Below are 26,004 nucleotides of genomic sequence, written 5' to 3' on the forward strand. Positions count from 1 at the left end.
CCTCACTGCCGCCTGCCGATCATCCAGACGAGATAGGGCGCGCCGGCGAAGGCGGCGAAGAGGCCAAGTGGCAATTCGTAGGGGAAGGTCACGTTGCGCGCACCGAGATCGGCGATCACCATCAGCACAGCACCTATGACGGCCGAGGCGAGGAGCCTGCTGCCCGCTTTTTCAAAGCCGGCGCGGTGAGCGATATGCGGGGCCATCAGGCCGACGAAGCTCAAGGGACCGACCAGGAGCGAGGCAGCCGCCGTTGCGATGCCCGCCGTCAACACCATCATCGTTCGGGCGCCGACCAGGGGCAGACCGAGCGCGAGCGCGGTCGGCGCACCGAGCGGCAGGATCACCAGCCAGCGTGTGAGGATCAGGCCGGTTGCGAGGATGACGATGGTGAGGCCGGCAAGGAAGGCCGCCGTTTCCGGCGTGGCGGCCGCGGCCGAGCCGCCGAGCCAGGCGAGGATCTGCCAGGCGCGCTGATCGCCGACGGCAAGAAGAGCGCTCAGGATCGCCGAGCTCAAAGCACTGACAGAAATGCCTGCGAGCAGCAAGCGTTCGGGCGGCAGATGCCGGCGGGCGGCAAAAAGCGCGACGATGACCAGCACCACGATTGCGCCGCTGCCGGCACCGAAGAAGAGCGCGGGCGCGCCGGCATCGGCTGAGAAGCTTAAGGCAACGGCATAACCGACGCCGGCACCGCCGCTGACACCCAGCACTTCAGGGCTTGCCAACGGATTTCCGGTGAGGCGCTGCAGCATGGCGCCCGCCATGGCGAGCAAACCGCCGGCAGCGGCCGATGCCAACAGACGGGGCCAGCGGGCCGGGAAAAGCTCCCAGAAAAGATCGCCGCTGAGCAGCACCCATCCATCGGGCAGGCGCGCAACGCAAAGGGCCGCCCAGACGAATGGCGGCAGCACGCAGAGAATGAGGGCGAGCCGTGACAGCGGCGCCCGTGCGACGAGGACGCTATCGGGCGGCTGCGGCGGCTCGACGGCGCGCACCTGCGGCAGCAACCAAAGCAGCAACGGTCCGCCGATCAAGGCCGTTACCGATCCCGTCGGAAAGGTCTCGCCGACCGAGGAGGCGATCAGTTGCACGATACCATCGCAGAACCAGAGCAACAGACCGCCGGCGACAGGTGAAAGAAGCAGGATGCCGCGTGTCGTGCGCACACCGAGCAGGCGCACGAACGCGGGTGCGGCAAGGCCGACGAAGCTGACGAGGCCGACGGCAGCAGCAACGCCCGCGCTCAACGCCACCGCAACGCTTGCGACGGCAATGCGCGTACCTGCAAGTGCCACGCCGAGCGAGCGGGCACTGCTGTCGCCGAGGCCGAGCAAGGTGAGCGGACGCAGGAGCAGGAGCGTGACGGCGAGGCCGAGCAGCAGTTCGAGGCCGAGGGTTGTCGTCGTCGACCAGTCCTGCTGGCTGAGCGAACCGCCGTTCCAGGTCACCAGCGACATCAGATACTCGCCCTGCGAGAGCGTCATCGCCGCCGAGAGCGCACTGCAGGTAATGCCGACGAGCAGGCCGGAGACCGCCATGGTGATGGGTTCGAAGGCGCGCCGCCAGCCGAGCAGAAAGACGATGGCGGTGGCTGCCGCCCCGCCCGCGAGCGCCACGAAAGCGCGGTAGCCGTCGAGCATCTCGGGAAAGAACAGCGTCGCCGTGACGATCGCAAGCTGCGCGCCAGCGGAGACACCAAGCGTCGAGGGATCGGCGATGGGATTGCGCAGCAAACGCTGCAGCATTGCGCCGGCAAGCCCGAGCGCGGCACCGGCGAGGATCGCGACTGCCCCGCGCGGCAGGACGGCATAGGCGAAAATGATCTGCCGCGTCGTCATCTGCGCGGGATCAAATGGCAGAGACGGCCAGTCGGCAAAGGGCAGATGGTTCAGTGCTGTCAGAAGAAAGAGGCCGGCGGAAACGGCAAAGGCTGAGAGCGCGGCAAAGAGTGCGGTGGGTCTGATCACGGCATCTCCCCTGACGACAGTATCGCCGCCTTGAAAAGCCGAGTGAACCGGGCGGCTGCCAAGATGCCGCCATAGGGATTGATATTGCCGAGCATCAGCACGCGGCCGTCCCGTACCGGCTGCAGCGATTGCCAGATCATGCTGGTCTTCAACCCATTGCGTGCCTCGACTGGGATATCGGAGATGATGACGATCCTCGCATCCGGCTCGGCATCGAGATTTTCGATCGGCACCGGAGCGGCGAACGTATAACGCGAGCGATCCGCCCAGGCATTCGGCAGTCCGAGACGACCGAGGATATCGCCGAACATGCTGTCGGCGCCGAAGACGCGCACATGCCTGGCGTCGCCAATATTGACCAGATAGGTTGGCCGCGACGCAAAACCCTGCAGACTTTCACGCGTTTCCTCGATAAGGACAGCCTGTTGCGCGACCACCTCGCGGCCGCGGTCCTCGACACCTAGTTCCCTGGCAAGGGCCGAAACGGCATCGACAGCCTTCTGATAGGGCGGCTCGCCCCTGTTATAAAAGGGCAGCGACAGGACAGGCGCAATCGTCCGGAAGCTCGCCTCGAACCTGACATAGAAGGGCGAAATCAGGATGAGGTCCGGGCGCAGCAGGCGCAGAAGTTCAAGGTTCGGCGATCCCCGCAGGCCGAGATCGGCGACGCTCTTGTCCAGTACCGGCTCGACCGCATCCTTGCGGAACTGCACGAGCTCGGTCGCGGCGATCGGCATGACGCCGATTGCTACAAGCGTTTCGAGCATCGCCCAATCGATCGCGGCAATGCGCTTCTGACCTGCTGCGAAGGTTTTGCCCGGAATGGCCAAAGCCGCCAGCAGGGCAAGCGCCTGCCGACGGCCGAAGCCTCGTCCCTGTGCCGCTCGATAGTCTCTCACCATTGAAAGGTCAGCTTGCCCATCACCGTTCTGCCATCGCCGTAGGTGCAGCCGAAGGAACTGCAGCTTGCAACATAATCCTTGTCGGCGAGATTCTTGAAGTTCAGCGAGGCCGTCATATTGTCTTTCTCGTAGTGGAGAGCTGCGTCGAAGAGGGTCACGGCGTCAAGATCGAGCGTGTTCTTGGTATCGCCGTAGCGCTGGCCGACGTAACGCACGCCGCCGCCGAGACCGAAACCTTCAAGCGTCGTATCCTCCGGGAAAGTATAGTCGAGCCAAAGGCTTGCCGCATGTTCAGGCACGTTATCAGGGCGATTTCCGTCATCGACGCCGCCGACAATTTCGGCCTGCATGTACGTGTAGGCGGCACGCAGGTCGAGCCCGTCGGCAAGGCTGGTGACGCCTTCGAGTTCGATGCCCTTGACGTCGACCTCGCCGATCTGCCCGGTAGACGTACCGCCGCCCGGCAGCGCAAAGGTCGCCAGCACGTTCTTCTGCTTGAGGTCATAGGCGGCAACAGTGAAGAAGCCGTTCCAACCCTCCGGCTGATATTTGACCCCGATTTCCACCTGCTCGCCCGTCGTCGGCTGCAGTGGTCCGCCGGTTGCAGGCACCGGAACCGGCTCGAAAGATGTGGCATAGCTGATATAGGGGGCGATGCCATTGTCGAAGACATAGCTGAGGCCGGCGCGGCCCGTCAGCTTCTGGTCGTCCTTGTCGAGAGGGCGCGACGCACCGGTCAACCGGTTGGTCGATGTTCCCTCTGTTCTGGCCCAGTCCTGGCGAAGGGCTGCCGTTGCGCGCCAGTTCTCATAGGCAAGCTCGTCCTGCACATAGATGCCGACCTGCGTCATGGTCGAATCGACATAGGTGCTGAGCGTCGGCGCAATCAGATTAACGGAGCCGTAGACCGGATTGAAGGCGTCGAGCGGCGTGGCGCGCCAGAACTGCGTGCCGACATTGTTGCTGTAATAGCGGTAGTCCAGACCGAACAGCATCTCGTGCCTGATATCGCCGGTGTCGAATTCCGCAAGCAGGTTGTTGTCGACGTTGAACGTGTTCAGCAACTCGTCCTGGATGGTGGCATTGCGGTTGATCGTCCGGCCGCCTGTAAGGCCGATCGTCGACATGCCGAGCGCCTGATAGTTCCAGTCGAAATTCTGGTAGCGGAGGTTCTGGCGGAAGGTCCAGGTATCGTTCAGGCGGTGTTCCAGCTCATAGCCGATATTGGTCAAGGTCCGGTCCGAGGTGTCGAAGCTCTTGTCGCCGACGAAGAAATCCCGCGACAGACGGTTAGTGCCCGCATTGAGGGTGAGTGCAGGCGGCAGGCCGGATGGCGTGCTCGGATTATCGTGCTGGATGCTGGTCAGGATCGTCAGCTTGGTGTCTTCATCCGGCTGCCAGGTCAGCGCCGGGGCGATGAAATAGCGGTCGTTGTCGAGTTCATCGACCTGTGCCGAGGCAGTCCTTGCCAGACCCGTCAGGCGATAGGCGAAATCCGGATTACCGGGGATGATGTCGCCGAAATCGAAATAGGTGCCGTAGGTATCGTAGCTGCCAGCCTGAACGCCGACTTCGCCGAAACGCTCGAAGACCGGCCGCTTGCTGATGAGATTGATCATGCCGCCGGGATTGCCCTGGCCGTACATGACCGATGCCGGCCCGCGCAGCACTTCGATGCGCTCGAGCTGATAAGGATCGACGGCGGGAGCGCCTGCTGTCCGCATCATGCGAAGTCCGTTCAGGAACTGCGACTGGCGGCTGTCGAAACCGCGGATGCGCGGGGAATCAAAGCGCGGGTCGGCACCATAGGGCTCGCCGACGACACCAGGCACATAATCCAGCGCCTGGCCGACGGTCTCGACGTCCTGCGATTTCAGCTGATCGGCCGTCAGCACCGAGATGGATTGCTGGGTTTCGAGAAGCGGTGTGCCGGTCTTGGTCGCGGTCGCGCTGGTCCGGGCGACGAAACCTTTCACCGGAGCCGTCGGATCCTCATCCTTGGCACCGCTGATGACGATCGGGGCAAGCGTCGTCGGATCAGCGTCCTGGGCAGACGCAGACAGCGGCGCCAGAAGCGCGCCCGCGAGAACCGTAGTCGAAGCGAAATTACGCAAGCGAAGAGAACCAGTCATCGGGAGCCCGTTATATGCCGTAAAACTGGATTTTTCTAATCATGTTATTTTTAAGAGGTCCAATAAACCGGGCTCGATTTTTTCATAAGCATGGATTATGAAACCGGCGAAACGTCATAGATTTGAATTCTCCTAGGAGGGCGTGATGGCGCTGACCGACCCCGGCTTCGAACTCAGGCATCTGAGGTATTTCGTAACACTGGTCGAGGAGCGAAATTTCGAACGCGCCGCCGCCCGCCTCGGCATCGCCCAGCCGGGCCTCAGCCAGCAGATCATGAGCCTGGAGAGGATCGTCGGTACGCCGCTGCTGGACAGGAGCCGTCGTGCTGTCCAACTCACGCATTCGGGCGAGATCCTGTTCCAGGAGGCACGCAAGGTCCTGACCCAGACCGAAGCGACGGTCGCCGCTATCCACCGCGCGGGCCGCGGAGAAAGCGGGCGCATCTCGATCGGCTATGTGGCGTCTGCCGCCTATTCCGGCGCTGTCGTCGGCTCCATCAAGAACTTCAAGCGCGATTACCCCTATGTCGAGGTCGAGCTGCAGGAAATGGAGCTACGTCAGCAGCTGCAGCGCATTGCCGACGGCCTGCTCGATTTCGGCTATATCCGCGCACCGGCACCGATCCCGCCGGGTGTTTCCGTGCAGGTCGTGTTGCGCGAGCCGCTGGTCGCCATGGTTCCCGCCGACCATGAATTTGCAGAACGCCCCATCGATACGCTTGCCCATCTGGTGAGCGACACATTCATCACCCCACGCCAGCCGCCGGAAGTCGGCTTTCACCGCAACACGTTACAGGCTTGCCGGGAGGCCGGGTTCGAACCATCCGTCAAGGCCATCGCGCACGACTTCACCGAGATCGCCGCTCTCGTCGGCATCGGCATCGGCATCGCTCTCGTGCCGCAATCCATGAGCCGGGTGGAACTGCAGGATGTCCACTACAGACCGCTCGGCGGCGTGACGGTGACGTCCGATGTGGCAATCGCCTATCGCAAGGGCGAAGGTTCGCCAGCGACCAAGGCCTTTATTGCCCGGTACCGACAGAAGATTGACCGCCCGGCTTTGGACGAGATAATCAACGGGCCGCCGTCAGGCGAACCATCTGAGACGATCCTGTCTGCATTACGTCGTTCGCTGCTTGTCGGGCCTGAACTCGATCTGTTACGACGGAAAGAGAAAGGACGTAAAATCGATCCGTGACTCGGTCCACCATTGTATCCGATCCTCGTTTGTCTTACATTGTCTTACACCCTGAAGGAGGCAAGCAATGTCGAACGCCAGCCAATCAGAATCTGTCACTCTCCGGGTGCCTTCCGACGTGATTGCAGATATCGAAGCCATCGCAAAAGCAAGCGATCGATCCCGCAGCTACATCATCGTTCGAGCCCTGCGGACGTATCTCATGAACGAGGGGGCCGACATCCTCGCCGCGATCAAGGGCCGCGAGCAGATCGCTGCTGGAGAGTTCGAGAATATGGATGACGTGATCGCGGACATCGACAGGATCGTGGGTGGAAAAGCTGCGTGACTGCCGTACGGCTTTCCAAGGATGTCGCCAGCTATATCCGCCGCGAAGGCGAGTATCTGCGGAAACTCAACCCTGCCGCAGCCCGAAAGTTTGCGCTCGCGATCAAGAACGCGAAGCGGACACTGTCCGAATTTCCTCAATCCGGGAACCGGATGCACGGCGGCCTGCAGATTACCGGGAGCCTGACGCTCGTGGTCGGGGATTATCTGCTAGACTACCTCTACGATGGCGATAGCGTGGACGTGATCCTGATCCGCCATGGACGGATGCTTGCACCGACGCCGGATCTCGACGTCGATAGCGATCTTTGATTTCAACATATATCGATCGATCCTTCGCGGGAGCTCGGACCTGACCAAGCGTTCGATCCTCCATGACAATTGCACGACACAATTGGAACAAGGGTGGAAACGCTTGTAACCCGCCTGACATTGGGGCGCTCTAAAGAGGCGGCACGAACAGTGCCTGCCGCCGGAAATCTGCCGCGGGCCTTATTGGAGAGCCCCGGCATGAGAATCGTCCAGATTACCGACACGCATTTCAGCCCGTCGATCCCGCATTTCAACGGCAACTGGCAGCCGCTCACCGAGTGGATCAATAGCAGCGGAGCCGATCTCGTCATCCATACCGGCGATCTTGCCGTCGATGGCGCCGACAAGGATGAGGATCTCAGCTTCTGCATGGAACTGATGCGGCAGGTATCGATCCCCATGCTGATCGTTCCCGGCAATCACGATGTCGGCCATCTGCCTGGCTCGCTGCAGCCGGTCGATAAGACAAGGCTCAACCGCTGGCGCAGCCTCGTCGGCCCGGATTACTGGCTGGAGGATGCCGGCAACTGGCGCCTGATCGGCCTCGACAGTCTGTTGATGGGCATGGAGAACGACGAGCAGGAAACGCAGTTTGCATGGCTGGAGCAAGCGCTTGCCGGGCGCGCCGGACGGCGGGTTGCCATGTTCGCGCATAAGCCGCTCTTCGTCGACACACCTAACGAGGGCGACACCGGCTACTGGAGCATCCGCCCGGCCCAGCGCCAGCGGCTCTATGATCTGATTGCCTCCCATGACGTCGCCCTCTATGCCAGCGGCCACCTGCACTGGGCCTGGAAGGGACGCTACAACGACACCGCGCTCGTCTGGGGTCCGGCGGCCTCCTTCATCATAGGCACGATGGAGCGCGAAATGTCGGGCGAGAGGCTGATCGGTGCCGTAATCCACGATCTCGGCGATGACGTTGCCAGCGAGATCGTCGCTGTTCCCGGCATGGTGGCGCATGTGCTCGACGATGTCGTTGCCGAAGTCTATCCGCACGAGGCCCACAAGGTGCAGAAGGAGCCGGCGTAATGAGCGCGCTCGCCCTTTCTGCCATCAGCAAATCCTATGGCGACAATGCCATCCTCAAAAATATCAGCCTCGACGTTCAGCCGGGCGAATTCATCGCACTTGTCGGCCCCTCGGGCTGTGGCAAGAGCACGCTCCTGCGCATCCTTGCAGGCCTCGACCATGCCGATAGCGGCGAGATCGTTATCGGCGGACGGGAAATATCCGATGTGGCGGCCGCCGACCGCAACATCGCCATGGTCTTCCAGTCCTACGCGCTCTATCCGCATCTGACGGCCGGCCAGAATATCGCCGTGCCGCTTGCCATGCGCCGCTTAAGCCGCTTTCAGCGCCTGCCCTTCCTCGGTCCGGTCATGCCCGGCTACCGCGCCATTCGTTCAGGCATTTCCCGCGACGTGCAGGAGACGGCGAAAGCGCTCAAGATCGACCATCTGCTGGATCGCAAGCCCGGCCAGATGTCTGGCGGCCAGCGGCAGCGCGTGGCGCTTGCCCGCGCCATGGTGCGCCATCCAAGTGTCTTCCTGATGGACGAGCCATTGTCCAATCTCGATGCCAATCTGCGCGTTCATGCGCGCGGCGAGATCGTCGAGTTGCATCGCCGCGCCGGCGTGCCGACCGTCTATGTCACCCATGACCAGGCCGAAGCGCTTTCGATGGCCGACCGCGTTGCCGTGATGATCGGCGGCCAGCTGCTGCAACTCGCCCCGCCACAGGTCATCTATGACGACCCTGCCCATATCGAGGTCGCCCGTTTCGTCGGCCAGCCGCGCATCAATCTTCTGCCGGCACGCATCGAGAATGGAACTGTCGCCTTCGGCGATATCAAGATGGCGCTCGCAGAACCGGGTCTTTCAGGTCCTGACGTGACGATCGGCATCCGGCCGGAATTCGTCCGGCTTGCCGCCGATGGCCAGACGTCGCTGCCCGCCCGTATCGAACGCATGGAATTCCTAGGCTCGGAAGTCATCCTGTTCTGCCGGCTGGATGCGATCGGCGAGACCGTGCTCGCCAAGCTTGCGCCTGCCGATGCTGTGGGCCTGTCGGCCGGCATGGGTGTTGCGCTCTCCTTTCAGCCCGACAAGGCCCTGGTCTTTGCGCCTGACGGTCGCCGGCTTCGCACGAGCGCCCTTACCGCCGATGCCAGCAGGGAGAAAGCCCATGGCTAGCATAGCTGCGGGCAAGATCCGTCCGGTTGCGTCGGCCGCAAGGCATGAGCGTCGCGAAGCACAGATGGCCTGGCTGCTGTCGCTGCCGGCAATCATCCTGATCGTGCTCTTCGTGCTGGCGCCGATCGTCGCCGTCATCTTTCTCGGCTTTACCGATTTCGAGCTTGGCGTCGGCAAGTTCCGCTTCGTCGGCTTCGAGAACTACACCGAGCTCTTCACCGACCGCACCTTCCGCAAGTCGCTGTGGAACACCACGGTCTATACGGCGTTTGTCGCGCCCGTCTCGATCCTGCTCGGCCTCGGTGTCGCCATGCTGATCGAGAGCGAGGGCTGGGGGAAGAGCGTCTTCCGCACTGCCTATTTCCTCCCCGTCGTGTCGCTGATCGTCGCCATGGCGACCGTCTGGCAGTATCTCTTCCACCCGACCATCGGCCCGCTCAATGCGATGCTCGATGTCGTCGGCCTGCCCAAGCCGAACTGGCTCGGCTCCTCGGCAACCGCGCTCTACAGCCTCTCGATCATCGGCGTCTGGCAGACGGTCGGCTTCAACATGGTGCTGTTCCTGGCCGGTCTGACGGCGATCCCGCGCGAGCTTTACGCCGCCGCCGAGATCGACGGCGCCAAATCCTCACTCGACCGCTTCTTCCTCGTCACCTGGCCTATGCTCGGTCCGACGGCGCTCTTCGTCACCACGATCAGCATCATCAATGCGGTCAAGACCTTCGAGACGGTCAAGACGCTGACCGATGGCGGCCCCAACCATGCTTCCGAAGTCCTGCTCTTCACCATCTACCAGGAGGGGTTCGTCTACATGAAGGTCGGTTATGCCTCGGCCATGACCGTGGTCTTCCTTGCCATCCTCGTCGTCATGATGTTCCTGCAGTACCGCTTCCTCGACCGGCGGGTGCACTATTCATGAAGACGCGCTCCCGCTTTACCCTCGGCCGGCTTATCCGCCTGGCGCTGCTCATCGTCGGGGCGGTCATCTTCCTCGCGCCCTACATCTTCATGATCTCGGCGGCCGGCAAGTCGCAGGACGATATCTTTACGGCGGCTCTTTCGCTGATCCCGACGCATTTCTTCTACGTGCAGAATTTTGCCAAGGCGCTCGACAAGGTCGCGATGGGCACCCTGCTCTGGAACGGTCTTGTCGTTTGCACGCTCATCTTCGTCTTCCAGGTGCTGGTCGCGATTCCCTGCGCCTATGCCATGGCGAAGCTGAAATTCCGTGCCGCCCGCCTGATGATGGTGCTGGTGCTGCTCGGCCTTCTGGTACCTATCCATGCAACTGCCCTGCCGCTCTACGTCGCCTTCGACAGCCTGTCGCTGCTCAACGGCTATACGGCGCTGGTGGCGCCCTTCACCATCTCGGTCTTTGCAATCTTCCTGTTCCTGCAGTTCTTCCGCGCCATGCCGGATGACCTGATCCATGCCGCTCGTCTTGACGGCATGTCCGAACTCGGCATCGTCTCGCGCGTCATCGTGCCGAATGCCTGGCCGGCAGTCACGGCTTTCGCGATCTTTTCGGTCGTCGCCCATTGGAACGACCTCTTCTGGCCGCTGATTGTCATCTCGAAGCCCGGCTACGCCACGCCGCCGCTCGGCCTGATGAATTTCCGCGCCGCGGAAGCCGGCGACGATTACGGCGCGCTGATGGCGGCCACCATCATCATCACCATTCCCCTCGTTGCGGCCTTTCTGCTCGCGCAGAAACGCTTCGTCGAGGGTATCACCATGACCGGTCTCAAAGGCTGACCGGCTGAACCCAGGAGAACGAGCGATGAAGCATTTCACCCAGTTCCTCGCAGTAGCGGCTCTGTCCGTGGCGGCAGCCCTGCCGGCCCACGCTGAAACGACGCTGACGATCCACTACCCGATGCCGGGTTTCTTCAAGGACGTGATGGACACGATCTCGAAGAAGTTCATGGAAGAAAACCCCGACATCAAAATCCAGTTCGCCGCTCCCTCGGCGACCTACGAAGACGGCATCCAACTGATCTTGCGCCAGGCCGGTACGTCTGAAATGCCCGACGTCACCTTCATCGGCCTGAACCGCTTGCGCATGCTGAACGAGCGCAATGTCGCCGTCGACATGACACCGATGGTCCAGAAGGAAGGCAACATGGCCGAGCAGGGCTTCTCGGACACGATCCTGAAGCTCGCCCAGGTCAAGGGCAAGCAGGTCGGCCTCGCTTTCGCCACCTCCAACCCGATCATGTATTACAATGCGGATCTCGTGAAGGCCGCCGGCGGCAATCCCGACACCCCGCCGAAGACCTGGGATGAAGTGATCGCACTCGCCGGCAAGATCAAGGCGCTCGGCAACGGCGTCGACGGCATGGACTTCCGCTGGCAGGGTGACGACTGGATGTTCTCCGCCCTCCTCTTCGGCGCCGGCGGCAAGATGCTGAGCGATGACGAGCAGAAGGTCACCTTCAACGGTCCTGAGGGCCAGAAGGCCGTTGAACTGATCAGCCGCTTCGTCAAAGAAGGCGGCATGCCTGTTTTCACCAAGGCAGCGGGCGAACAGGCCTTTGCAGCCGGCAAGGTCGGCTTCGAATTCCAGACGACCGGCGCGCTCGTCAACACGATCAAGAATGTCGGCACCAAGTTCGATCTGCGCACCGCCCAGATCCCGCTCATCGATCCGGACAAGGGCCATCTGCCAACCGGTGGCAACGCCGTCGTCATCCTCGCCAAGGATCCGGCCAAGCAGGAGGCCGCCTGGAAGTTCGCCAAGTTCGCCGCCGGCCCCTATGGCGCCTCCGTCGTCGTTCCCGGCACCGGCTATGTGCCGAACAACGAACTTGCCGCCAAGTCGGCCGAATATCTCGGCGACTTCTACAAGAAGAACCCGCTCTTCCAGGCGGGCCTCAGCCAGATGCCGCGCATGATCCCCTGGTACGCCTTCCCGGGTACCAACGGCGTCAAGGTCACCCAGACGATCGTCGACAACCTGTCGCGCGTCGTTGACGGTTCGGCCGGGCCGAAGGAAGCACTCGACGACGCAGCCGCCGACGTCGAAGGCATGCTGCCGCGCAGCTAATTTGCAATTGGTCGCGGGTTAAGCCGCCCGCGGTCTCGACCCGGAACCGTCGCATCCTGCAGGTGCGGCGGTTTTCTCGTTTTGGAGGTTTCGCACCGTGCCGCCAGGGCGCAGGGCATGCGACAATTCGAGATGCCTGAGCGGCGCATCGTTTTCGACGATATCGAGCAGCAGCGACGCTGCTGTCGCGCCCATGCTGAGATCGGGCATTTCGATCGAGGTCAGCGTCGGATTGATGAGCTTGCCGATGGCGATACCGTCGAAGCCGGCAACCGAGATATCGTCGGGAACGCTAAGCCCCTCGCGATTGATCGCACCGATGACGCCGAGCGCGATCAGATCGTTCGAGCCGATGACGGCGGTCGGGGAAAATGTCCGCAAGGCCTGGCCGAGATCCATCTGGTCGTAACCGTTGACGAAGGGCACTTCCACGGCCTCGAACGGGGCCACACCCGCTGTCTCCATCGTCTGCAGATAGCCGCGGTAACGCAGAAGCGCACGGTCCGAGGCCCTGAAGCTGCCGGAGACATAGAGGATGCGCCGGTGGCCCATGGATAAGAGATGTTCTGTCAGCCGGCAGCCGGCCGCATAATTGTTGACGGTGACGGCAGCCGGATATCGAGCCGTCGGCGAGCTGCCAAGCAGCACGGTCGGCGGCAGGTCCTGTGCCAATGCCGGGCTGGTCTCGCCATTGCAGACAGTCAGGATAAGCCCGGTCGGCCGCTCGCCGAGAAGCCCTGCCACCGCATTGGCCTCCTGATCGGGATCGTAATTCGACTGGGCGATGAGAACGCTATGGCCGGCGACCAGCATGCGGTTCTGGATGCCCGAGAGAGACGAAGCAAAAACCGGATTGGTCACACTCGGCACCAGCACGCCAATGACAGGCCGGCGGCCACTGCGGGCAGACGGTGCCGTCGCCCGATAGCCGACTTCGGCTGCAGCGCGGCGCACGCGAAGAGCAGCCGCCTGACTGACAGGGCCGCTGAGGTTCAGCACACGGCTTGCCGTCGCCATGGAACATCCGGCCCTCAGCGCAACCTGTTTCAACGTCGTCATTCGCCGTCCTGTCCGTTTCCGTCGAGGTTTGCAGGCTCTTACGAGTCGATTGTCATGAAATGATGACGGGCAAAAACCGATTTTCGGTCTCAGCCACGTTTGGGCTGACGGCCGAGGATCTGGCGCACGCCGTCCTTGGTGAAGGGCTGCGCCAGTTGGCTGACGAAGCCGGGGGCGATCTGGCCCTTGATGCCGATATCGGTCGAGGATGGGCGGTCGGGGTTGAAATAGGTGCCGAACAGCTGGTCGAACAGCACGACATTCTCGCCATAATTGGTATTGCCTTCGCGGAGATCCTTCGAATGGTGCCAGCGGTGAAGCCGGGGCGTGCTGAAGACGAAATCGAAAAGGCCCGTGCGCATGTCGACGTTGCAATGGGTCAGGATGCCGATGAAGGCCGTGACCGCACCAAGCCACCAGAAGACCTGCAGCGGGGCGCCGAGCAGATAGAGCGGGATCTGGCTCAACGCGATCTTGAACAGGGAATCGATGACGTGGAAACGGCCGGTATTGATGACCCAGAGGCGGGTGACGCTGTGGTGCAGGGCATGGAAGCGCCAGAAGAACAGCCGTTCATGGGCGATGCGGTGCGCCCAGTAGAGGCCGAATTCGGCAATGATGACGGCGAGGGTTGCCTGAAAGATCATCGGCCAGGATGATGGCCAGAGGCTGAACTGCATGGCGGCAAGGGGCTGCAGCAGGCCGGCAGCGAGCATCGGAAAGATCGCTGCCGAGAGTGCCGCTAGCTGCACCAGCCCCTTGGTCAACACCGTGTGAGCGATATCGTTGGCCGTTTCGCCGTCCGCCTCGAGCCAGCGCTGCTCATAGGGGATGGCGCGTTCAAGCAGGAAGAGGATCAGAACCGCACCCGCATAGACGGCCACGAAGGCAACCATCGGGCGATCGCCGGCGAAGGCGAAATAGGCGCCCGTCAGGCCGGAGAAAAACACCAGGGGCCAGGACAGGTAGGCAAGAGCCCGTTTTACGGCTGCGGCGGCTTTCGGCATCAATGTCAGTCCCTCACGAGCTTGCCGGGTTTCGAGCCAATCGCCCAATTCCTGCCCGGATCGCCCGCAGCCGTCGCTGCATGGATCGATCCGGTAACGCCCTTGGCTCGGTGTTCCCATCAGTCATGCCAAAGATCAGGACGATCGGCAATCGCCTGCGTCACCCGCCTCGTGGAACGATGCAGTCAACCTGTGGATGGAGGATTGCAGTGGCATTGCGTGGCGCTGGCGATTTCGACCAGTCGCGCGACAGCCTCCGAGAGGGGTACATGGTCCTCGCGCACGAAGGTCCCTGCCCACGAAGAGACAGGGGACAAGGTTCTGCCATGACGAGAGCAAGCGGCTACGAATCTCGCCCGCTCGATTTGGCGCAAATCCTCACGCCTCCCACGGATCGATCACGGATGCGCCCGTATCTTGGAAGTCGGCGACATTTCGAGTGACGACGATCAGGTCGTGGATGATTGCGGTTGCGGCAATGAGCCCGTCAATATCGCCGCGTGGCCTGATGGCCGCGATGCGACCCCATTCCACGGCGATCTCGTCTGTCACTGGAAGAATCCGCTCAGCGTGGTCGTATCGAAGCTTACGCAACCATTCCATCAGATGGGCTGCAGCTCTCGGGTCTGATCTCTGCTTGAGAGCAATACGCCGCATGATCTCCCCCAGTGTCAATGCGCTTATATGGACACGAAGCGGATCGACTGAGCGTAACCAGGAGACAGCCTGTGGAGTGCCGCGCCTGGCTTCCGAAATGACGTTGGTGTCGATCAGATACATCAGAACGCTACATCACGGCTCGGCGTTTTTGCTCGCCCGGTGATCGCTTCAGCGAGCCCGTCGTCCCAAGCCGGGCCGCTCAGGAGATCATCGATCAGCGTCGGGAGACCGGCGCGTAGAACGTCGTAGTCATGCGCTGACAAAACGACAGCGGCCCTCTCTCCCCGGACAGTGACGACCTGCGGGCCTTCAAGTCGAGCCTTTTGCACGACTTTTGAAAATTGGTTCTTTGCGTCCTGCAGCTGCCATTCCATCAAGAATTCTCTATAGCTAGACTGTCTAGCTATTTAGGCATGAAATACCAGTGCGTCAATAAAATCCCCGCGCTTCAGCATAATAGGAAGGCGATTGCAGTGCATCAGGGAACACACGCGCTCCCTCGGGGAAGCGGTGGGCAGGCATTCTCCTGGTTGGTACCGAACGCAATTCTCACAGTAGCCTTAAAAGCCCACTCGGACGCCGCCGCTCCACGGATTCGTGTCTTGAGACTGTTGCCAGCCTTTGCCAGATTGCCGGCAGCGGCCTGAGCGCTGCTTCAATAAAATCAAAGGGATTGGTCGATGAAACGCGATATTGAAATCACGACGGCTGACGGCGTTGCCAGGGCGTCAGTTTTCCGCCCCGAAGGCAGCGAGGGCAAAGTCCTGCCGGGCATTCTCTACTACATGGATGCGCTCGGGCCGCGCGAGGCCATCGACATCATGGGCGAGCGTCTCGCGAATGCCGGCTATGTCGTGCTTGCACCCGATCTCTTCTATCGTTTTGGAGCATACGGCCCCTTCGACGGTTCTTCCTTCGGCAACGAGACCTCGCGCGCCGAGATCATGAGAATGATCCGCGAGACTACGCAGGAGATGACGAAGCGCGACAGCGCGGCCTTCCTCGATGCGCTCGAGGCCGAAGGCGTTTCCGGTCCGGTCGGCGCCGTCGGTTACTGCATGGGCGGCGGTCGCGCTCTGACGGCTGCGGCCGCCTATGCCGACAGGATTGCGGCAGCTGCAAGCTTCCATGGCGGAAATCTCGCAAGCGAGGCGCCCGACAGCCCGCATCGCCTGGCCGGCGACATCAAGGCGCGTGTCTATGTCGGCGTTGCCGGCGTCGATGGCAGCTTCCCACCCGAACAATCCGCTCGCCTCGCCGAGGCGCTGCGCACCGGCGGCGTCGACCACATAATCGAGAACTATATCGGCATGTCGCATGGCTGGACCGTTCCCGACCGCGGCGAGATCTACAGCGAAAAGGGTTCTGAGCGGCATTGGAAGCGCCTGCTCGAACTTTTTGCGGAAACGCTCGCCTGAGATCGGCGATTGCGGCACGCCCGACCTCGGACGGGTCTGCGCTACGGGTCGCGTGGGTAGGCGATTGCCGCAAGCAGCCATGTTGCTGCACCGGATTGCCAGGCAGGCGCAAATCCGACTTTCGCGTCGATGGTCGACGAGACCATAGAACAGGCCCGTGCCGCTCGCACTCAGTTCCTGCGCGCAAGTAGAGGCAAGTCTATTGAACCCGCTGCCGGAGAGGTTAGCGAGAGTAGCTTGCCGCAAAGGGACAGGCTTACCCGCAGCGATGGCCGCAGGTCATGTGGGCCGATTGCGGTGGTGATGCCCCCGATCGACGCCTGCTTCGTCGTCAATGGGCTCAGGACTGAGTAGCCAGGCCCGTGGTGCGGCGTCTCATTGGCCCATTCTGAACCTGGCATGGCAGGTCGTGCAGGCCTGCAGCATCAGGTGGAAGACATGCTCGGCGGGGATGGAGGCCAGCGCCGCCTCGTTCCGGACATGTGTCCCGAGCGGACCGCCGCCCATCACCTCGCCGGGCTTCATCCGCATGCGGCCGGTCATCAGTCCGGGATTGTCGGCGGCAGCGGTCTCGAGTGCGTGCGCATAATCTCTGAGATCGTCCGCCAGACGGTCGAAGCGTTCACGCTCCGCCCCGATCTCAGGCTTTGCCTTCGACTTCGGATCATCCAATCCGCTGATGAAATGATCGGCCAGCGCATCGCCAGACCTCGCGGCAATGCTTCCGGCGGCGTTTCGGAATTCCGCCGACGAATAGCTCGCGGGGTCCCGGAACATCTCAGCCATCGTCTTGGCGGCCGCCGCCATGGCCTTCATATCGGTCTGCCGAAGCGCGATCACGTCGTCCGCCGCAAGCCCAAAGGAGGCCCATGCGAAAATGATGACCAGGAGCCCCGTGACAGGCAACAGCTTAGATATGATCAAGAAAGCCTCGCACGTGTGAGTTCCGCCGAAAGGAGATCGGCGGTCCATCATCTCGGCTGCAAAGCGGGCGGAAAGAGGGCGCTGCGTCTCTTCTAGGCGGCCATGCGACTACAGCTCTCGGCGCAGCGGCGGCAGGCCTCGACGCAGCTCTGCATGTCGCCGATCCGCTCGCACTCGTCTGCGCATTGGGCGCAGATTTCGGCGCATTCGCGGCAGACATGCTTGTGATGCTCCGAGCCGATCAGCATGAAATGCGCCGAGGTCCGGCAAATTTCCGCGCAGGCCATCATCAGCTTGAAATGCGCAGGCTTGGTATGCTCCCCGCCCAGTTCCAGGCAATGGCTCATGGCCATCAAAAGGCACTCGCTGTAGCAGGTCAGGCAATTGTCGATGCAGGCCTTCATTTCGCTCGACATATGATGCATGGCATTATCTCCTATCCGGCTTCCTGGCCGCCGCAGTGAATAACAGGGCGCAGGCCATGGCGGCGCGATCCTCAAACAGTAAAAACCTCGTCGAAACGGCATCGTGGCCGCGTTCACTACGCCGTCTAACAGTGTCGCCCAGGGAATGTTCCAATTGCGCCAGGGATCGCGGGTTATTTCAAAGTCCACGCGGCTGGTCAGCGATGTCTTAACCTCGGGCTGCTAGAGCGGGATGATTTTAAGTCCGTTCATATCCGGCTTCCTTGAAGTAGTTTTGGCATTCCTGTGGTGAAACTGTCTTGAGGATGGCTGCGATGGCCTCGTCGATCGCGTGGCGAGTTCTGGCCTGTGCCTCGCGTAGCCAATGCTTGATCTTGGCAAAGAGCTTTTCGATGGGATTGAGGTCAGGGGAGTATTTGGGCAGGAAGAACAGTTTGGCCCCAGCCTTGCGGATCGCGGTGCGGATTGCTTTTGCCTTGTGTGAGCCCAGATTGTCCATCACGACGATATCGTCTGGCTTGAGTTCGGGGACCAGCACCTTTTCCACATAGATCAGGAACCGCTCGCCATTGATCGGGCCGTCGATGATCCATGGCGCGCTGACGCGGTCGGCGCGCAGGGCGGCAATGAACGTCATGGTGTTCCAATGGCCGAAGGGCGCCTGACCGGGCAACCGTTCGCCGCGCGGCGCCCAGCCCCGGAGCGGCGCCATATTCGTCTTCGTCCAGGTTTCATCGATGAAGACGAGGCGGGCCGGATCGACGTGATAGCGATGCTTCAGCCAGCGGTTCCGTCGGGCGGCGACATCGGGCCGCTCGCGCTCGTCGGCGACCATTGTCTTTTTTTATAACTCAACCCTTCATCATGCACGAAGGTCCACACGGAGCGGTAATCGACCTTCAGGCCACGCTCGCCCAGTTCCGCGACCAGCCCGCGCAGGGTAAAAGCCCGTGTGCGGCAGCGCTCGAGCAGCCACTCCCGATGCGTATCGCAAATCGCCCGTGGCTTGTGCCCGCCCATCTGACCGGGGGCTGCGCTGCCCGTCTGGCGAAAGCGCCGCACCCAATCGATCGCGGTGCTGATGCCAATCCCGAAGCGCTTCGCCGCTGCCCGGCAGGACAATCCTTCGCGCGTCACCGCGCCGACAACGCGTTCCCGCAAATCATCGGAAAAAGGTTTTGCCATAAAGACCGGCCTCCTTTACCGGTCTCAATGGTGAATCTGATTTGCGGGAAAAAGGGAATCCCCTTTTCGATTCCATCTAAAATCATCCCGCTCTAGCTCTTGCGAACCATCGCAACAACGGCTGCGCCATGAGACCAGGATATTTCCGCATCCAGATCTGGCTTCACTGGCTGATCGCCCTCCTGGTCCCGACCCAGTACCTGACGGGCGGCAGCATCGAGCGGATCCATCATGCGGTCCACATGGGAATAACGCCCGACCGCTGGGATCTCGTCCAACACTACCTCCACAACTATCTGGGGATCGGCATCGGCTTACTGATGGGCCTGCGGCTTGCGGTCCGGCTCCTGTGGCCACCCCTGCCGGACAGTCGACCGGCGTCGGCGGCAAAGGCGCTTTCCCGAGTACTTCATCATGCCTTCTATGCCGCCATTATCGGGCAGGCGGCAATGGGGTTCGTGGCAAGCTACATCTGGTTCGGGATCGCGCCCTATCACGTCATCGGCTCAAGGATCATCCTGGCGATGGTGGCGCTTCACGTCGCGGCCGCGGCCTGGCACACTCTGGTTCTGCGCGACGACAGCATCGACCGGATGGTCATCGCGAAGAGACCGCCGTCAACCGATAACTCCGAGGACGGCGAGCACGAGGGCAACGTAGCGCCCGGTCTTCGCGACGAACACGAGAAGAAGGAACGGCAGCAGCGGTTCGCGCAGCACGCCGGCAGCAACCGTGAGCGCGTCGCCGAAGAGCGGCATCCATGAGAGGAGCAGTGACCACCTGCCGTATCTGCGATACCATCGCGACGCCCGATCGAGCGCGGCGTCGCCGACGGGGAACCATCGCCGTGACCGGAACCGTTCGACGCCCCGGCCGAGGACCCAGTTGACGACGGCACCGAGCGTGTTCCCAGTCGATGCGACCGCGACAAGCAGGACCGGCGGATGCTGGCCCGCCAGGACAAGGCCCGCAAGTGCGGCTTCCGACTGCATCGGAAATATCGTCGCGGCCGCGAAGGCTACCAGAAACAGGCCCGTCATGGTCGAAACTGCTGTGAGCATTTTATCTCCTGCCGCCGGTCCAGTCCGGAACATGGGCGGCCATGTCGACAAAGGCATCTGCCGCGTAGCGCCGTCAACCGGTTCGTTGCGTCATGGCCACAGAAACGACGCGAATCGTCGGCACCTGTTTCTTCCATTGAAAGCAGGCCGTTGAAACTGTACGCAGGTCGCATGGGCAGAATGTACCGAATCGCACTGAGCAGATGGCTGCTCGTCGTGCGGCTGGCGATCTTGGCATCGCTGGTCGGATACAACATGTCCAGCGCCAGCGCCGCCATGCACGGCTCGGCCTTTCCGGAATTCGAGAACGCCGCCTCAGTTGCAACACCCGAGGCCGACGGCCATCACATGATCGAGCCATCGGAGCACGGCCATCAGCATGACGCTTCAACTGACGACGGCGACACCAAGCTCGTCAAACAGGAATGCTGCAAGGATTTCTGCGGCGGACTGGGCATCATTTGTGAAGGCCCCGACGTCGGCGGACCCGTCGTCACGTCCATACGACAGTTCATCGACGATCGTGCAGCCCTCGGCGAACTGCCGTCCCTTCACCGTCCCCCGAATATCTGAATAGAGACGCACCCGCTCGATCGGGTCCAGTCGGTCGCCGCCTGCGTCCAGGCGAGCGCCCGTAGCGCTATCTCCTATTCGGAAATTTCATAATGAAACCCTCGCTTTTCGTGGTGGGGCTGCCGCTTGTTGTCGGCGGCTGCGCATCCACGCTTCCTCCCGACGTGGTGGGATCTTCCCCCGCGGTCGAACAGCCTTCCCCGCGCCCGATCGCGTACCGGTCGCCAATGTCAGGCTACGTTGCCAGGCAACCCGTCGATCCCCGACCGTGGCGTAGACAGAACGACCTCCAGTCTCCGACCAATGGAGACGACTCATGATTGGCCTCGGAAGATTAATGACCGTGCTGGCGTTTCCGCTGGTGCTGAGCAGCTGTGTCACGGGCGCCGAATATTCCAGCAAGGATGCAGGTTTTGCTTCCGTTGCGAGCAAGACCGCGGTCGTGACGGGCAAGCAGACCGTCTGGATCCAGAATCAGAACCAGGCCCGGTCGACCGCCGCGCAGGTCAGAAGCCTGCTCGCGCGAAAGAAGACCCTCGACGTCGAGACGGCCGTCCAGATCGCCCTGCTCAACAACAGGGGCCTCCAGGCCGCCTACGCCGATCTCGGCGATAGCGCGGCCGACGCCTGGCAGTCGACGATGTTCATCAATCCGACCGTCTCCATCGGCACGACAGGCATGGGGACACCGGAACTTGGGGCGTTCAAGACCATCGAAGGGATGATCGCGACGAATATCCTGGCGCTCGCGACCAGGAACCGGGATATTGCGATCGCCGACACCCGTTTCCGGCAGGCGCAACTGACCGCCGCCGTGAGAACACTGGAGGTCGCCACCGACACGCGGCGTGCCTGGATCGGGGCGGTCGCCGCCTGGGAAAATGTCGGGCAGCTCCAGCGCGCTCAGGCGACGGCGGATGCCGCTTCCGAACTGGCGGAGAAGCTGGGCGAGACCGGCGCGATGACCAAGGGCGCCCAGGCGCGCGAACATGTGTTCGTCGCCGAACTGGCCGGAGAAACCGCCAAGGCCCGCCTGGCGGCACGTCTCGCCAAGGAGGAACTGACGCGGCTGATGGGTCTTTGGGGGGCCGACCTGGACTATCAGGTTCCAAACAGCCTGCCGCCGCTGCCTAAATCCGTCGTCGGACGCGATACGATCGAGGCCGAGGCTCTGAAGAACCGCATCGATCTGCAAGTGGCGAAGCTCGAGCTGGAGGCAACGGCCAGATCCTATGGGCTCACCGACGCGACGCGTTATGTCACCGATCTCGAGATCCTGACCGGTTTCGAAACGGAGCGGGAAATCGAGGATGGCGAGAAGAAGACCAGAACGACTGGCCAGGTCGAACTGGAATTCGCAATTCCGATCTTCGACACGGGTAAGGCCCGGATGCGCAAGGCCGAGCTGGCATACATGCGGGCAGCGAACCAGCTCGCGGAGAAAGCCGTCAACGTCCGCTCGGAAGCCCGCTCCGCATACGAGGCGTATAGGTCGAACTATGACATCGCGCGGCACTACCTCAACAATGTCGTGCCGCTGCGCACCAAGGTCGAGGAGGAATCCCTGCTGACCTACAACGGCATGATCACCAACACGTTCGAGCTGCTCACAGACACGCGCGACAAGATCAACTCCATCCTGCTCTCCGTTAACGCCAAGCGCGATTTCTGGCTCGCCGAAGCCGGCCTCGCATCCGCGATCTACGGCGGCGGCGCGACCAACGCGTCGGCAGAGACCGAAGTCGCGGCGGCTTCCGGCAGCAGCGGCGGCGGTCATTGAGAAAGGAACTCACCATGTTCAACAGACGACAACTGTTCGGTGCAAGTGCGGCGCTGCTGGCGACCAGCGCGTGGACGAAGACTTCGGCGATGGGCCTGCCCGACGCCCCGACGATGGATACGGCGGCCATGCAGCCGCCGCTCCACCCGACCTCCGGCCCGGACTACCAGCCGGTCGTCACCCTCAACGGCTGGACGCTTCCGCACCGTATGAACAATGGCGTCAAGGAGTTCCACCTCGTCGCCGAACCGGTGGAGCGCGAAATGGCTGATGGCATGACCGCTTATCTCTGGGGCTATAACGGCCAGTCTCCGGGTCCGACGATCGAGGCGGTCGAGGGCGACCGGGTGCGCATCTTCGTCACCAACAAGCTGCCGGAGCACACGACGATTCACTGGCATGGCATGATCCTGCCGTCCGGAATGGACGGTGTCGGCGGGTTGACTCAACCGCACATCCCCGTGGGCAAGACCTATGTCTACGAGTTCGACCTCGTGAAGTCGGGCACCTTCATGTACCACCCGCATTCCGACGAGATGGTGCAGATGGCCATGGGCATGATGGGCTTCTTCGTCGTCCACCCGAAGGATCCGACGTTCATGCGCGTCGACCGCGACTTCGTCTTCCTGCTCAACGCCTACGACATCGATCCGGGCTCCTACGTGCCGCGTATCATGGAAATGACCGACTTCAACATGTGGTGCTGGAACAGTCGCGTGTTTCCGGACATCAGCCCACTCGTCGTTTCCAGGAACGACAGGGTGCGGGTGCGGGTCGGCAACCTGACGATGACGAACCATCCGATCCACATGCATGGCTATGATTTCGAGGTGACGTGCACGGATGGCGGCTGGGTGCGGCCGGAAGCACGGTGGCCGGAGGTGAGCATCGACATCCCGGTCGGAGCGATGCGCGCCTATGAGTTCGACGCCAAATATCTCGGCGACTGGGCGATCCACTGCCACAAGTCGCACCACACGATGAACGCGATGGGGCACGACATTCCGACCTTCATCGGTGCGGATAAGTCGAAGCTCGCCGAGAAGATCCGCAAACTCCAGCCGGAATACATGCCCATGGGCACCAAGGGCATGGCCGACATGGGCGAAATGGAAATGCCCATTCCCGAGAACACCGTCCCGATGATGACCGGCTGGGGGCCGCACGGCCCGATCGAGATGGGCGGCATGTTCTCGGTCGTGAAGGTCCGCGAGGGCATCTCGGCGGACGATTACTCCGATCCGGGCTGGTACGAGAACCCGCCCGGAACGCAGGCCTGGGAATGGACCGGTGAGTTGCCGGACGCGACCAAGGCCAAAGACGCGAAGACGCAGATCACGCCGAAGCCGACGAACGGCTGAGGCTCGATATCCAACACTCAAAAGGATCCATGCATGAAGAACTATATATTGGCACTGGCTCTCGTAGTGCTCGCAACTCCCGCCCTTGCCTCCGGCAACCATGCCGGCGGTCACGACGAAAAGATGGCCGTTGGGGAACCCGGCGACAAAGCCAAGGTGACACAGACGGTGCGCGTCACCATGAAGGAAACCGATGACGGGAAGATGGTGTTCACGCCGGCGGTCTTCAACGTCCGCAAGGGGCAGACGGTGAAAATCGCAATCAAGAATGCCGGAACCGTCGACCATGAATTCGTACTCGATCAGGAAGATAAAATCCTGGAGCACAAGAAGGTCATGGAGAAGTTCCCCGAAATGGAACATGCAGACGCCAACTCCATCCGCCTTCCGGTCGGCCAATCCGGCGAGATCGTCTGGAAATTCACCACCGACGGCGCGTTCAAATTCGCCTGCCTGATCCCCGGTCACTACGAAGCCGGCATGCACGGCGATGTCAGCGTCGCCACAAAGTAGTCCATCGAAAAGGAGCGTGAAATCATGAAGACTGTCATCAGACTTGCCATCGCAGTCGTCCTTTCGACCAGCGCGGCATTCGGAGCCTTCGCGCAGGAGTTCACCAAGGGCGTCGTCAGCAAGGTCGACGCCAAGGCGAACAAGGTCACCATCAAGCACGAGGAGTTGAAGAACCTCGACATGCCCGCCATGACGATGGTGTTCCGTGTCGAAGATCCGGGTCTCCTCGCGAAGCTGAAGGAAGGGTCGAGCGTCGCGTTCGTCGCAGAACGCGTGAATGGCAAGCTGACCGTGACCGAGGTAAAATAGCATCCGCCGCCGCCCGGCCGATCATGCCGGGCGGCGGCCATCGAGGAGTGAAGACAATGCGCAGGAGAAGCTTCATCGCAATGGCGGGTTCCGCCCTGGTATTGCTCGCCGGACGGGTTGGTGCGACCGTCCCGACGGAGATGACTGTCTACAAGGATCCGAACTGCGGCTGCTGCCACGCATGGGCGAAGGCGATGGCCGCCGCGGGCTATTCCGTCGACATCCGCGACGCGGACGACCTTGCCGCGGTCAAGGTGCGGCTGGGGGTGCCCGCCGACATGCAGGGATGCCATACTGCCGTCGTCGAGGACTATTATCTGGAGGGCCACGTTCCGCTTACGGCCGTCAAACGGCTGCTGCAGGAGCGGCCTTCGCTGCGAGGGCTGGCCGTTCCCGGCATGCCGGCCGGCTCGCTCGGAATGGGCGAGGATCCTCGGGCGTCCTACGACGTCTATGCGATCCCCTCGGAGACCGGGGCGCCACACGTGTTCATGGAGGTCCGCCCCCGAAAGGGATGACGCCGCGATTGATCGATCCATGCCTGTTGCCGCTCAGGAAACCGGAGCGTTGCAGAGCCGTGGGCGGCAGGCGTTCATCGTGACCCGTTCGAACCGATCATGTCCATTCTCGAGGTGCTTTCGGTGAAGTAGAGCGATGTGGCCGGACAAGTATCGCCTTGTTGTATGCGTGATGTCGCGATAATGTATACAACAGCAATGACATAACGGAATCAGATGCCATCCAATCCCGATCGTGTGAAAATCGCCCACCGCACACTGCGACAGGCCATTATCGAGCAGGCTCTCAAAGCCGGGACAAAACTTCCCGAGGACGAGATCGGCCGGCATTTCTCCATGAGTCGAACGCTCGTGCGCACGGTACTTGCCAAGCTGCAGGCGCAGGGACTGGTCGACACTTACCATAAGCGCACGGCCACCGTCGCCCAGCCAAGTCTTGAGGAAGCGCGCGATGCCTTTGCCATTCGCCGCGCACTCGAACGGGAGGTGATGAAGGCTGTCATCAAGCGCTGGAGCCCCGCGATCGAAAAACTGTTGCGGGAACATGTGCAGGAAGAGGAAGCAGCACATGCCAAAGGCGATGTGCGCCTGTCAACTCGGCTGGCGGGCGAGTTCCACCTGAAGCTCGCCGAATTGTCCGGTAATGCACTGCTCGAGCGTTATCTCTCCGAACTTGTTTCACGCTGCTCGCTCATCCTTGCCATGTATAGCCGGCCGCATTCCAGCGAATGTGCAATCAGTGAGCATTCCGGCCTCATCAACGCATTAAAAAAGGGCGATCTGGCCAGCGCGGAGCACTTGATGGACGAGCATCTATCATCCGTCGAAAGCCGCGCACTGATCGAGGATGATCTTGCAAAAGAGCCGGACATCGGTTCCATCCTGTCGCGCTTTTCGAGCCGCGCCACCGGCTGAACTGCCAGCTTTTCAATCACGTATACAAAATTCTGCAAAATATGTAGACATATGACCGTCGCGAGCATGCTATGGCCGGTGACCCGATCGACGCTTCCCTGGCCTTCAATTCCAATTTTCCTCAGGTGAATCCGGCCAATGAGGTCGTAACGCCCTGCCAGACGCTACATGCGATACAGTCTGGCATCCACATTGCATACCTGAAACTCAGGAT

At 61.8% G+C, this 26,004-nt stretch carries 27 protein-coding genes and 2 pseudogenes; 18 read left to right on the forward strand and 11 right to left on the reverse strand.

Going from position 1 to position 26,004, the window contains the following annotated elements; translation table 11 throughout:
- Positions 1-2: 2 nt before the first annotated feature.
- The 3 genes from fhuB to ACK9YZ_RS29750 are packed head-to-tail and all read right to left on the reverse strand — an operon-like array spanning position 3 to position 5,004.
- A complete protein-coding gene (gene fhuB / locus ACK9YZ_RS29740; RefSeq protein ID WP_416067129.1) occupies positions 3-1,970 on the reverse strand; it encodes a Fe(3+)-hydroxamate ABC transporter permease FhuB in 1,968 nt (655 codons plus the stop codon).
- Complete coding sequence (locus ACK9YZ_RS29745; protein WP_416067130.1) at positions 1,967-2,872, reverse strand: iron-siderophore ABC transporter substrate-binding protein; 906 nt, start codon at positions 2,870-2,872, stop codon at positions 1,967-1,969. The genes fhuB and ACK9YZ_RS29745 overlap by 4 nt, the downstream gene beginning before the upstream one ends.
- Positions 2,866-5,004: a TonB-dependent siderophore receptor gene (locus tag ACK9YZ_RS29750; protein ID WP_416067131.1), complete on the reverse strand. Its 2,139-nt coding sequence runs from the start codon at positions 5,002-5,004 to the stop codon at positions 2,866-2,868. The genes ACK9YZ_RS29745 and ACK9YZ_RS29750 overlap by 7 nt, the downstream gene beginning before the upstream one ends.
- A gap of 145 nt (positions 5,005-5,149) precedes the next feature.
- Here ACK9YZ_RS29750 and ACK9YZ_RS29755 point away from each other — a divergent pair.
- The 8 genes and pseudogenes from ACK9YZ_RS29755 to ACK9YZ_RS29790 all read left to right on the forward strand — a co-directional run.
- Positions 5,150-6,043 (forward strand): annotated as a pseudogene (locus ACK9YZ_RS29755) (LysR substrate-binding domain-containing protein); the annotation flags it as partial.
- Positions 6,044-6,269: 226 nt separating this feature from the next.
- A complete protein-coding gene (locus ACK9YZ_RS29760; protein ID WP_216760119.1) occupies positions 6,270-6,530 on the forward strand; it encodes a CopG family ribbon-helix-helix protein in 261 nt (86 codons plus the stop codon).
- Complete coding sequence (locus tag ACK9YZ_RS29765) at positions 6,527-6,841, forward strand: type II toxin-antitoxin system RelE/ParE family toxin (protein WP_416067132.1); 315 nt, start codon at positions 6,527-6,529, stop codon at positions 6,839-6,841. Before ACK9YZ_RS29760 ends, ACK9YZ_RS29765 begins: the two co-directional genes overlap by 4 nt.
- 198 nt (positions 6,842-7,039) lie before the next feature.
- Positions 7,040-7,873, forward strand: coding sequence for a metallophosphoesterase family protein (locus ACK9YZ_RS29770; RefSeq protein WP_416067133.1), 834 nt, complete (start codon positions 7,040-7,042; stop codon positions 7,871-7,873).
- A complete protein-coding gene (locus ACK9YZ_RS29775; RefSeq protein ID WP_416067134.1) occupies positions 7,873-9,036 on the forward strand; it encodes an ABC transporter ATP-binding protein in 1,164 nt (387 codons plus the stop codon). Before ACK9YZ_RS29770 ends, ACK9YZ_RS29775 begins: the two co-directional genes overlap by 1 nt.
- Positions 9,029-9,955 carry a carbohydrate ABC transporter permease gene (locus tag ACK9YZ_RS29780; RefSeq protein WP_416067135.1) on the forward strand — a complete coding sequence of 309 codons (927 nt, stop codon included), beginning with the start codon at positions 9,029-9,031 and terminating at the stop codon, positions 9,953-9,955. Before ACK9YZ_RS29775 ends, ACK9YZ_RS29780 begins: the two co-directional genes overlap by 8 nt.
- Positions 9,952-10,791: a carbohydrate ABC transporter permease gene (locus ACK9YZ_RS29785; protein WP_416067136.1), complete on the forward strand. Its 840-nt coding sequence runs from the start codon at positions 9,952-9,954 to the stop codon at positions 10,789-10,791. Before ACK9YZ_RS29780 ends, ACK9YZ_RS29785 begins: the two co-directional genes overlap by 4 nt.
- 25 nt (positions 10,792-10,816) lie before the next feature.
- Positions 10,817-12,082: an ABC transporter substrate-binding protein gene (locus ACK9YZ_RS29790; protein WP_416067137.1), complete on the forward strand. Its 1,266-nt coding sequence runs from the start codon at positions 10,817-10,819 to the stop codon at positions 12,080-12,082.
- A gap of 18 nt (positions 12,083-12,100) precedes the next feature.
- Here ACK9YZ_RS29790 and ACK9YZ_RS29795 read toward each other — a convergent pair whose 3' ends face one another.
- The 4 genes from ACK9YZ_RS29795 to ACK9YZ_RS29810 all read right to left on the reverse strand — a co-directional run bounded on the left by ACK9YZ_RS29795 (position 12,101) and on the right by ACK9YZ_RS29810 (position 15,182).
- Positions 12,101-13,141: a substrate-binding domain-containing protein gene (locus tag ACK9YZ_RS29795; protein ID WP_416067138.1), complete on the reverse strand. Its 1,041-nt coding sequence runs from the start codon at positions 13,139-13,141 to the stop codon at positions 12,101-12,103.
- An 89-nt stretch (positions 13,142-13,230) separates the two neighbouring features.
- Positions 13,231-14,148 (reverse strand): sterol desaturase family protein, encoded by a 918-nt coding sequence (locus tag ACK9YZ_RS29800; RefSeq protein WP_416067139.1) that lies wholly within the window; start codon positions 14,146-14,148, stop codon positions 13,231-13,233.
- Between the two features lie 378 nt (positions 14,149-14,526).
- Positions 14,527-14,928: a type II toxin-antitoxin system VapC family toxin gene (locus tag ACK9YZ_RS29805; RefSeq protein ID WP_416067140.1), complete on the reverse strand. Its 402-nt coding sequence runs from the start codon at positions 14,926-14,928 to the stop codon at positions 14,527-14,529.
- Positions 14,928-15,182 (reverse strand): type II toxin-antitoxin system Phd/YefM family antitoxin, encoded by a 255-nt coding sequence (locus tag ACK9YZ_RS29810; RefSeq protein WP_416067141.1) that lies wholly within the window; start codon positions 15,180-15,182, stop codon positions 14,928-14,930. The genes ACK9YZ_RS29805 and ACK9YZ_RS29810 overlap by 1 nt, the downstream gene beginning before the upstream one ends.
- A 306-nt stretch (positions 15,183-15,488) precedes the next feature.
- Between ACK9YZ_RS29810 and ACK9YZ_RS29815 the strand changes: the two genes are divergently transcribed.
- Positions 15,489-16,226 (forward strand): dienelactone hydrolase family protein, encoded by a 738-nt coding sequence (locus ACK9YZ_RS29815; RefSeq protein ID WP_416067142.1) that lies wholly within the window; start codon positions 15,489-15,491, stop codon positions 16,224-16,226.
- 375 nt (positions 16,227-16,601) lie between these two features.
- On the opposite strand, the gene ACK9YZ_RS29820 is transcribed toward ACK9YZ_RS29815, so the two are convergent.
- The 3 genes from ACK9YZ_RS29820 to ACK9YZ_RS29830 all read right to left on the reverse strand — a co-directional run bounded on the left by ACK9YZ_RS29820 (position 16,602) and on the right by ACK9YZ_RS29830 (position 18,760).
- Positions 16,602-17,150 (reverse strand): cytochrome c, encoded by a 549-nt coding sequence (locus tag ACK9YZ_RS29820; protein ID WP_416067143.1) that lies wholly within the window; start codon positions 17,148-17,150, stop codon positions 16,602-16,604.
- A 92-nt stretch (positions 17,151-17,242) separates the two neighbouring features.
- Positions 17,243-17,575, reverse strand: coding sequence for a four-helix bundle copper-binding protein (locus ACK9YZ_RS29825; RefSeq protein ID WP_416067144.1), 333 nt, complete (start codon positions 17,573-17,575; stop codon positions 17,243-17,245).
- A gap of 238 nt (positions 17,576-17,813) precedes the next feature.
- A protein-coding gene (locus ACK9YZ_RS29830) for an IS630 family transposase (RefSeq protein WP_416064054.1) occupies positions 17,814-18,760 on the reverse strand; the annotation gives its coding sequence in 2 pieces (ribosomal slippage) (positions 17,814-18,419 and positions 18,422-18,760; 945 coding nt in all).
- Between the two features lie 128 nt (positions 18,761-18,888).
- Here ACK9YZ_RS29830 and ACK9YZ_RS29835 point away from each other — a divergent pair.
- Positions 18,889-19,389 (forward strand): annotated as a pseudogene (locus ACK9YZ_RS29835) (cytochrome b); the annotation flags it as partial.
- On the opposite strand, the gene ACK9YZ_RS29840 reads toward ACK9YZ_RS29835, so the two are convergent.
- Entirely contained in the window at positions 19,378-19,821 is a 444-nt protein-coding gene (locus ACK9YZ_RS29840) for a YqaA family protein (RefSeq protein WP_416067145.1), read from the reverse strand. The pseudogene ACK9YZ_RS29835 and the gene ACK9YZ_RS29840 sit on opposite strands and share 12 nt — an antisense overlap.
- A gap of 171 nt (positions 19,822-19,992) precedes the next feature.
- Between ACK9YZ_RS29840 and ACK9YZ_RS29845 the strand changes: the two genes are divergently transcribed.
- From ACK9YZ_RS29845 to ACK9YZ_RS29880, 8 genes are all read left to right on the forward strand, one after another.
- Positions 19,993-20,394, forward strand: coding sequence for a hypothetical protein (locus tag ACK9YZ_RS29845; protein ID WP_216760107.1), 402 nt, complete (start codon positions 19,993-19,995; stop codon positions 20,392-20,394).
- Between the two features lie 92 nt (positions 20,395-20,486).
- Complete coding sequence (locus ACK9YZ_RS29850) at positions 20,487-20,714, forward strand: hypothetical protein (protein ID WP_416067146.1); 228 nt, start codon at positions 20,487-20,489, stop codon at positions 20,712-20,714.
- Positions 20,711-22,174: a TolC family protein gene (locus ACK9YZ_RS29855; RefSeq protein WP_416067147.1), complete on the forward strand. Its 1,464-nt coding sequence runs from the start codon at positions 20,711-20,713 to the stop codon at positions 22,172-22,174. The genes ACK9YZ_RS29850 and ACK9YZ_RS29855 overlap by 4 nt, the downstream gene beginning before the upstream one ends.
- A gap of 14 nt (positions 22,175-22,188) precedes the next feature.
- Positions 22,189-23,535, forward strand: a complete 1,347-nt coding sequence (locus tag ACK9YZ_RS29860) for a multicopper oxidase family protein (protein WP_416067148.1) — start codon at positions 22,189-22,191, stop codon at positions 23,533-23,535.
- A gap of 33 nt (positions 23,536-23,568) precedes the next feature.
- Entirely contained in the window at positions 23,569-24,048 is a 480-nt protein-coding gene (locus ACK9YZ_RS29865; protein ID WP_416067149.1) for a plastocyanin/azurin family copper-binding protein, read from the forward strand.
- Positions 24,049-24,072: 24 nt separating this feature from the next.
- The gene (locus tag ACK9YZ_RS29870) at positions 24,073-24,357 is read left to right on the forward strand and encodes a copper-binding protein (RefSeq protein WP_416067150.1); all 285 of its coding nucleotides are present in this window, start codon (positions 24,073-24,075) and stop codon (positions 24,355-24,357) included.
- A gap of 56 nt (positions 24,358-24,413) precedes the next feature.
- Positions 24,414-24,875: a DUF411 domain-containing protein gene (locus ACK9YZ_RS29875; RefSeq protein ID WP_216760102.1), complete on the forward strand. Its 462-nt coding sequence runs from the start codon at positions 24,414-24,416 to the stop codon at positions 24,873-24,875.
- 216 nt (positions 24,876-25,091) lie between these two features.
- On the forward strand, positions 25,092-25,790 hold the full coding sequence (locus tag ACK9YZ_RS29880; RefSeq protein WP_416067151.1) for a GntR family transcriptional regulator: 699 nt from the start codon (positions 25,092-25,094) through the stop codon (positions 25,788-25,790).
- The last annotated feature ends 214 nt before the right edge of the window (positions 25,791-26,004 follow it).

It is taken from the genome of Rhizobium sp. ZK1, assembly GCF_047782645.1.
Taxonomy (GTDB): Bacteria; Pseudomonadota; Alphaproteobacteria; order Rhizobiales; family Rhizobiaceae; genus Rhizobium.

Bases quoted from the DNA above. Each gene is read 5' to 3' on its own strand.
- ACK9YZ_RS29880 (WP_416067151.1), top strand. From the start codon at position 25,092: ATGCCATCCAATCCCGATCGTGTGAAAATCGCCCACCGCACACTGCGA.
- ACK9YZ_RS29795 (WP_416067138.1), bottom strand. From the start codon at position 13,141: ATGACGACGTTGAAACAGGTTGCGCTGAGGGCCGGATGTTCCATGGCG.
- ACK9YZ_RS29805 (WP_416067140.1), bottom strand. From the start codon at position 14,928: ATGTATCTGATCGACACCAACGTCATTTCGGAAGCCAGGCGCGGCACT.
- ACK9YZ_RS29815 (WP_416067142.1), top strand. From the start codon at position 15,489: ATGAAACGCGATATTGAAATCACGACGGCTGACGGCGTTGCCAGGGCG.
- ACK9YZ_RS29745 (WP_416067130.1), bottom strand. From the start codon at position 2,872: ATGGTGAGAGACTATCGAGCGGCACAGGGACGAGGCTTCGGCCGTCGG.
- ACK9YZ_RS29875 (WP_216760102.1), top strand. From the start codon at position 24,414: ATGCGCAGGAGAAGCTTCATCGCAATGGCGGGTTCCGCCCTGGTATTG.
- ACK9YZ_RS29860 (WP_416067148.1), top strand. From the start codon at position 22,189: ATGTTCAACAGACGACAACTGTTCGGTGCAAGTGCGGCGCTGCTGGCG.
- ACK9YZ_RS29760 (WP_216760119.1), top strand. From the start codon at position 6,270: ATGTCGAACGCCAGCCAATCAGAATCTGTCACTCTCCGGGTGCCTTCC.
- ACK9YZ_RS29790 (WP_416067137.1), top strand. From the start codon at position 10,817: ATGAAGCATTTCACCCAGTTCCTCGCAGTAGCGGCTCTGTCCGTGGCG.
- ACK9YZ_RS29850 (WP_416067146.1), top strand. From the start codon at position 20,487: ATGAAACCCTCGCTTTTCGTGGTGGGGCTGCCGCTTGTTGTCGGCGGC.
- ACK9YZ_RS29865 (WP_416067149.1), top strand. From the start codon at position 23,569: ATGAAGAACTATATATTGGCACTGGCTCTCGTAGTGCTCGCAACTCCC.
- ACK9YZ_RS29870 (WP_416067150.1), top strand. From the start codon at position 24,073: ATGAAGACTGTCATCAGACTTGCCATCGCAGTCGTCCTTTCGACCAGC.
- ACK9YZ_RS29770 (WP_416067133.1), top strand. From the start codon at position 7,040: ATGAGAATCGTCCAGATTACCGACACGCATTTCAGCCCGTCGATCCCG.
- ACK9YZ_RS29810 (WP_416067141.1), bottom strand. From the start codon at position 15,182: ATGGAATGGCAGCTGCAGGACGCAAAGAACCAATTTTCAAAAGTCGTG.
- ACK9YZ_RS29780 (WP_416067135.1), top strand. From the start codon at position 9,029: ATGGCTAGCATAGCTGCGGGCAAGATCCGTCCGGTTGCGTCGGCCGCA.
- ACK9YZ_RS29855 (WP_416067147.1), top strand. From the start codon at position 20,711: ATGATTGGCCTCGGAAGATTAATGACCGTGCTGGCGTTTCCGCTGGTG.
- ACK9YZ_RS29825 (WP_416067144.1), bottom strand. From the start codon at position 17,575: ATGCATCATATGTCGAGCGAAATGAAGGCCTGCATCGACAATTGCCTG.
- ACK9YZ_RS29785 (WP_416067136.1), top strand. From the start codon at position 9,952: ATGAAGACGCGCTCCCGCTTTACCCTCGGCCGGCTTATCCGCCTGGCG.
- ACK9YZ_RS29775 (WP_416067134.1), top strand. From the start codon at position 7,873: ATGAGCGCGCTCGCCCTTTCTGCCATCAGCAAATCCTATGGCGACAAT.
- ACK9YZ_RS29845 (WP_216760107.1), top strand. From the start codon at position 19,993: ATGGGCAGAATGTACCGAATCGCACTGAGCAGATGGCTGCTCGTCGTG.
- ACK9YZ_RS29750 (WP_416067131.1), bottom strand. From the start codon at position 5,004: ATGACTGGTTCTCTTCGCTTGCGTAATTTCGCTTCGACTACGGTTCTC.
- ACK9YZ_RS29840 (WP_416067145.1), bottom strand. From the start codon at position 19,821: ATGCTCACAGCAGTTTCGACCATGACGGGCCTGTTTCTGGTAGCCTTC.
- ACK9YZ_RS29800 (WP_416067139.1), bottom strand. From the start codon at position 14,148: ATGCCGAAAGCCGCCGCAGCCGTAAAACGGGCTCTTGCCTACCTGTCC.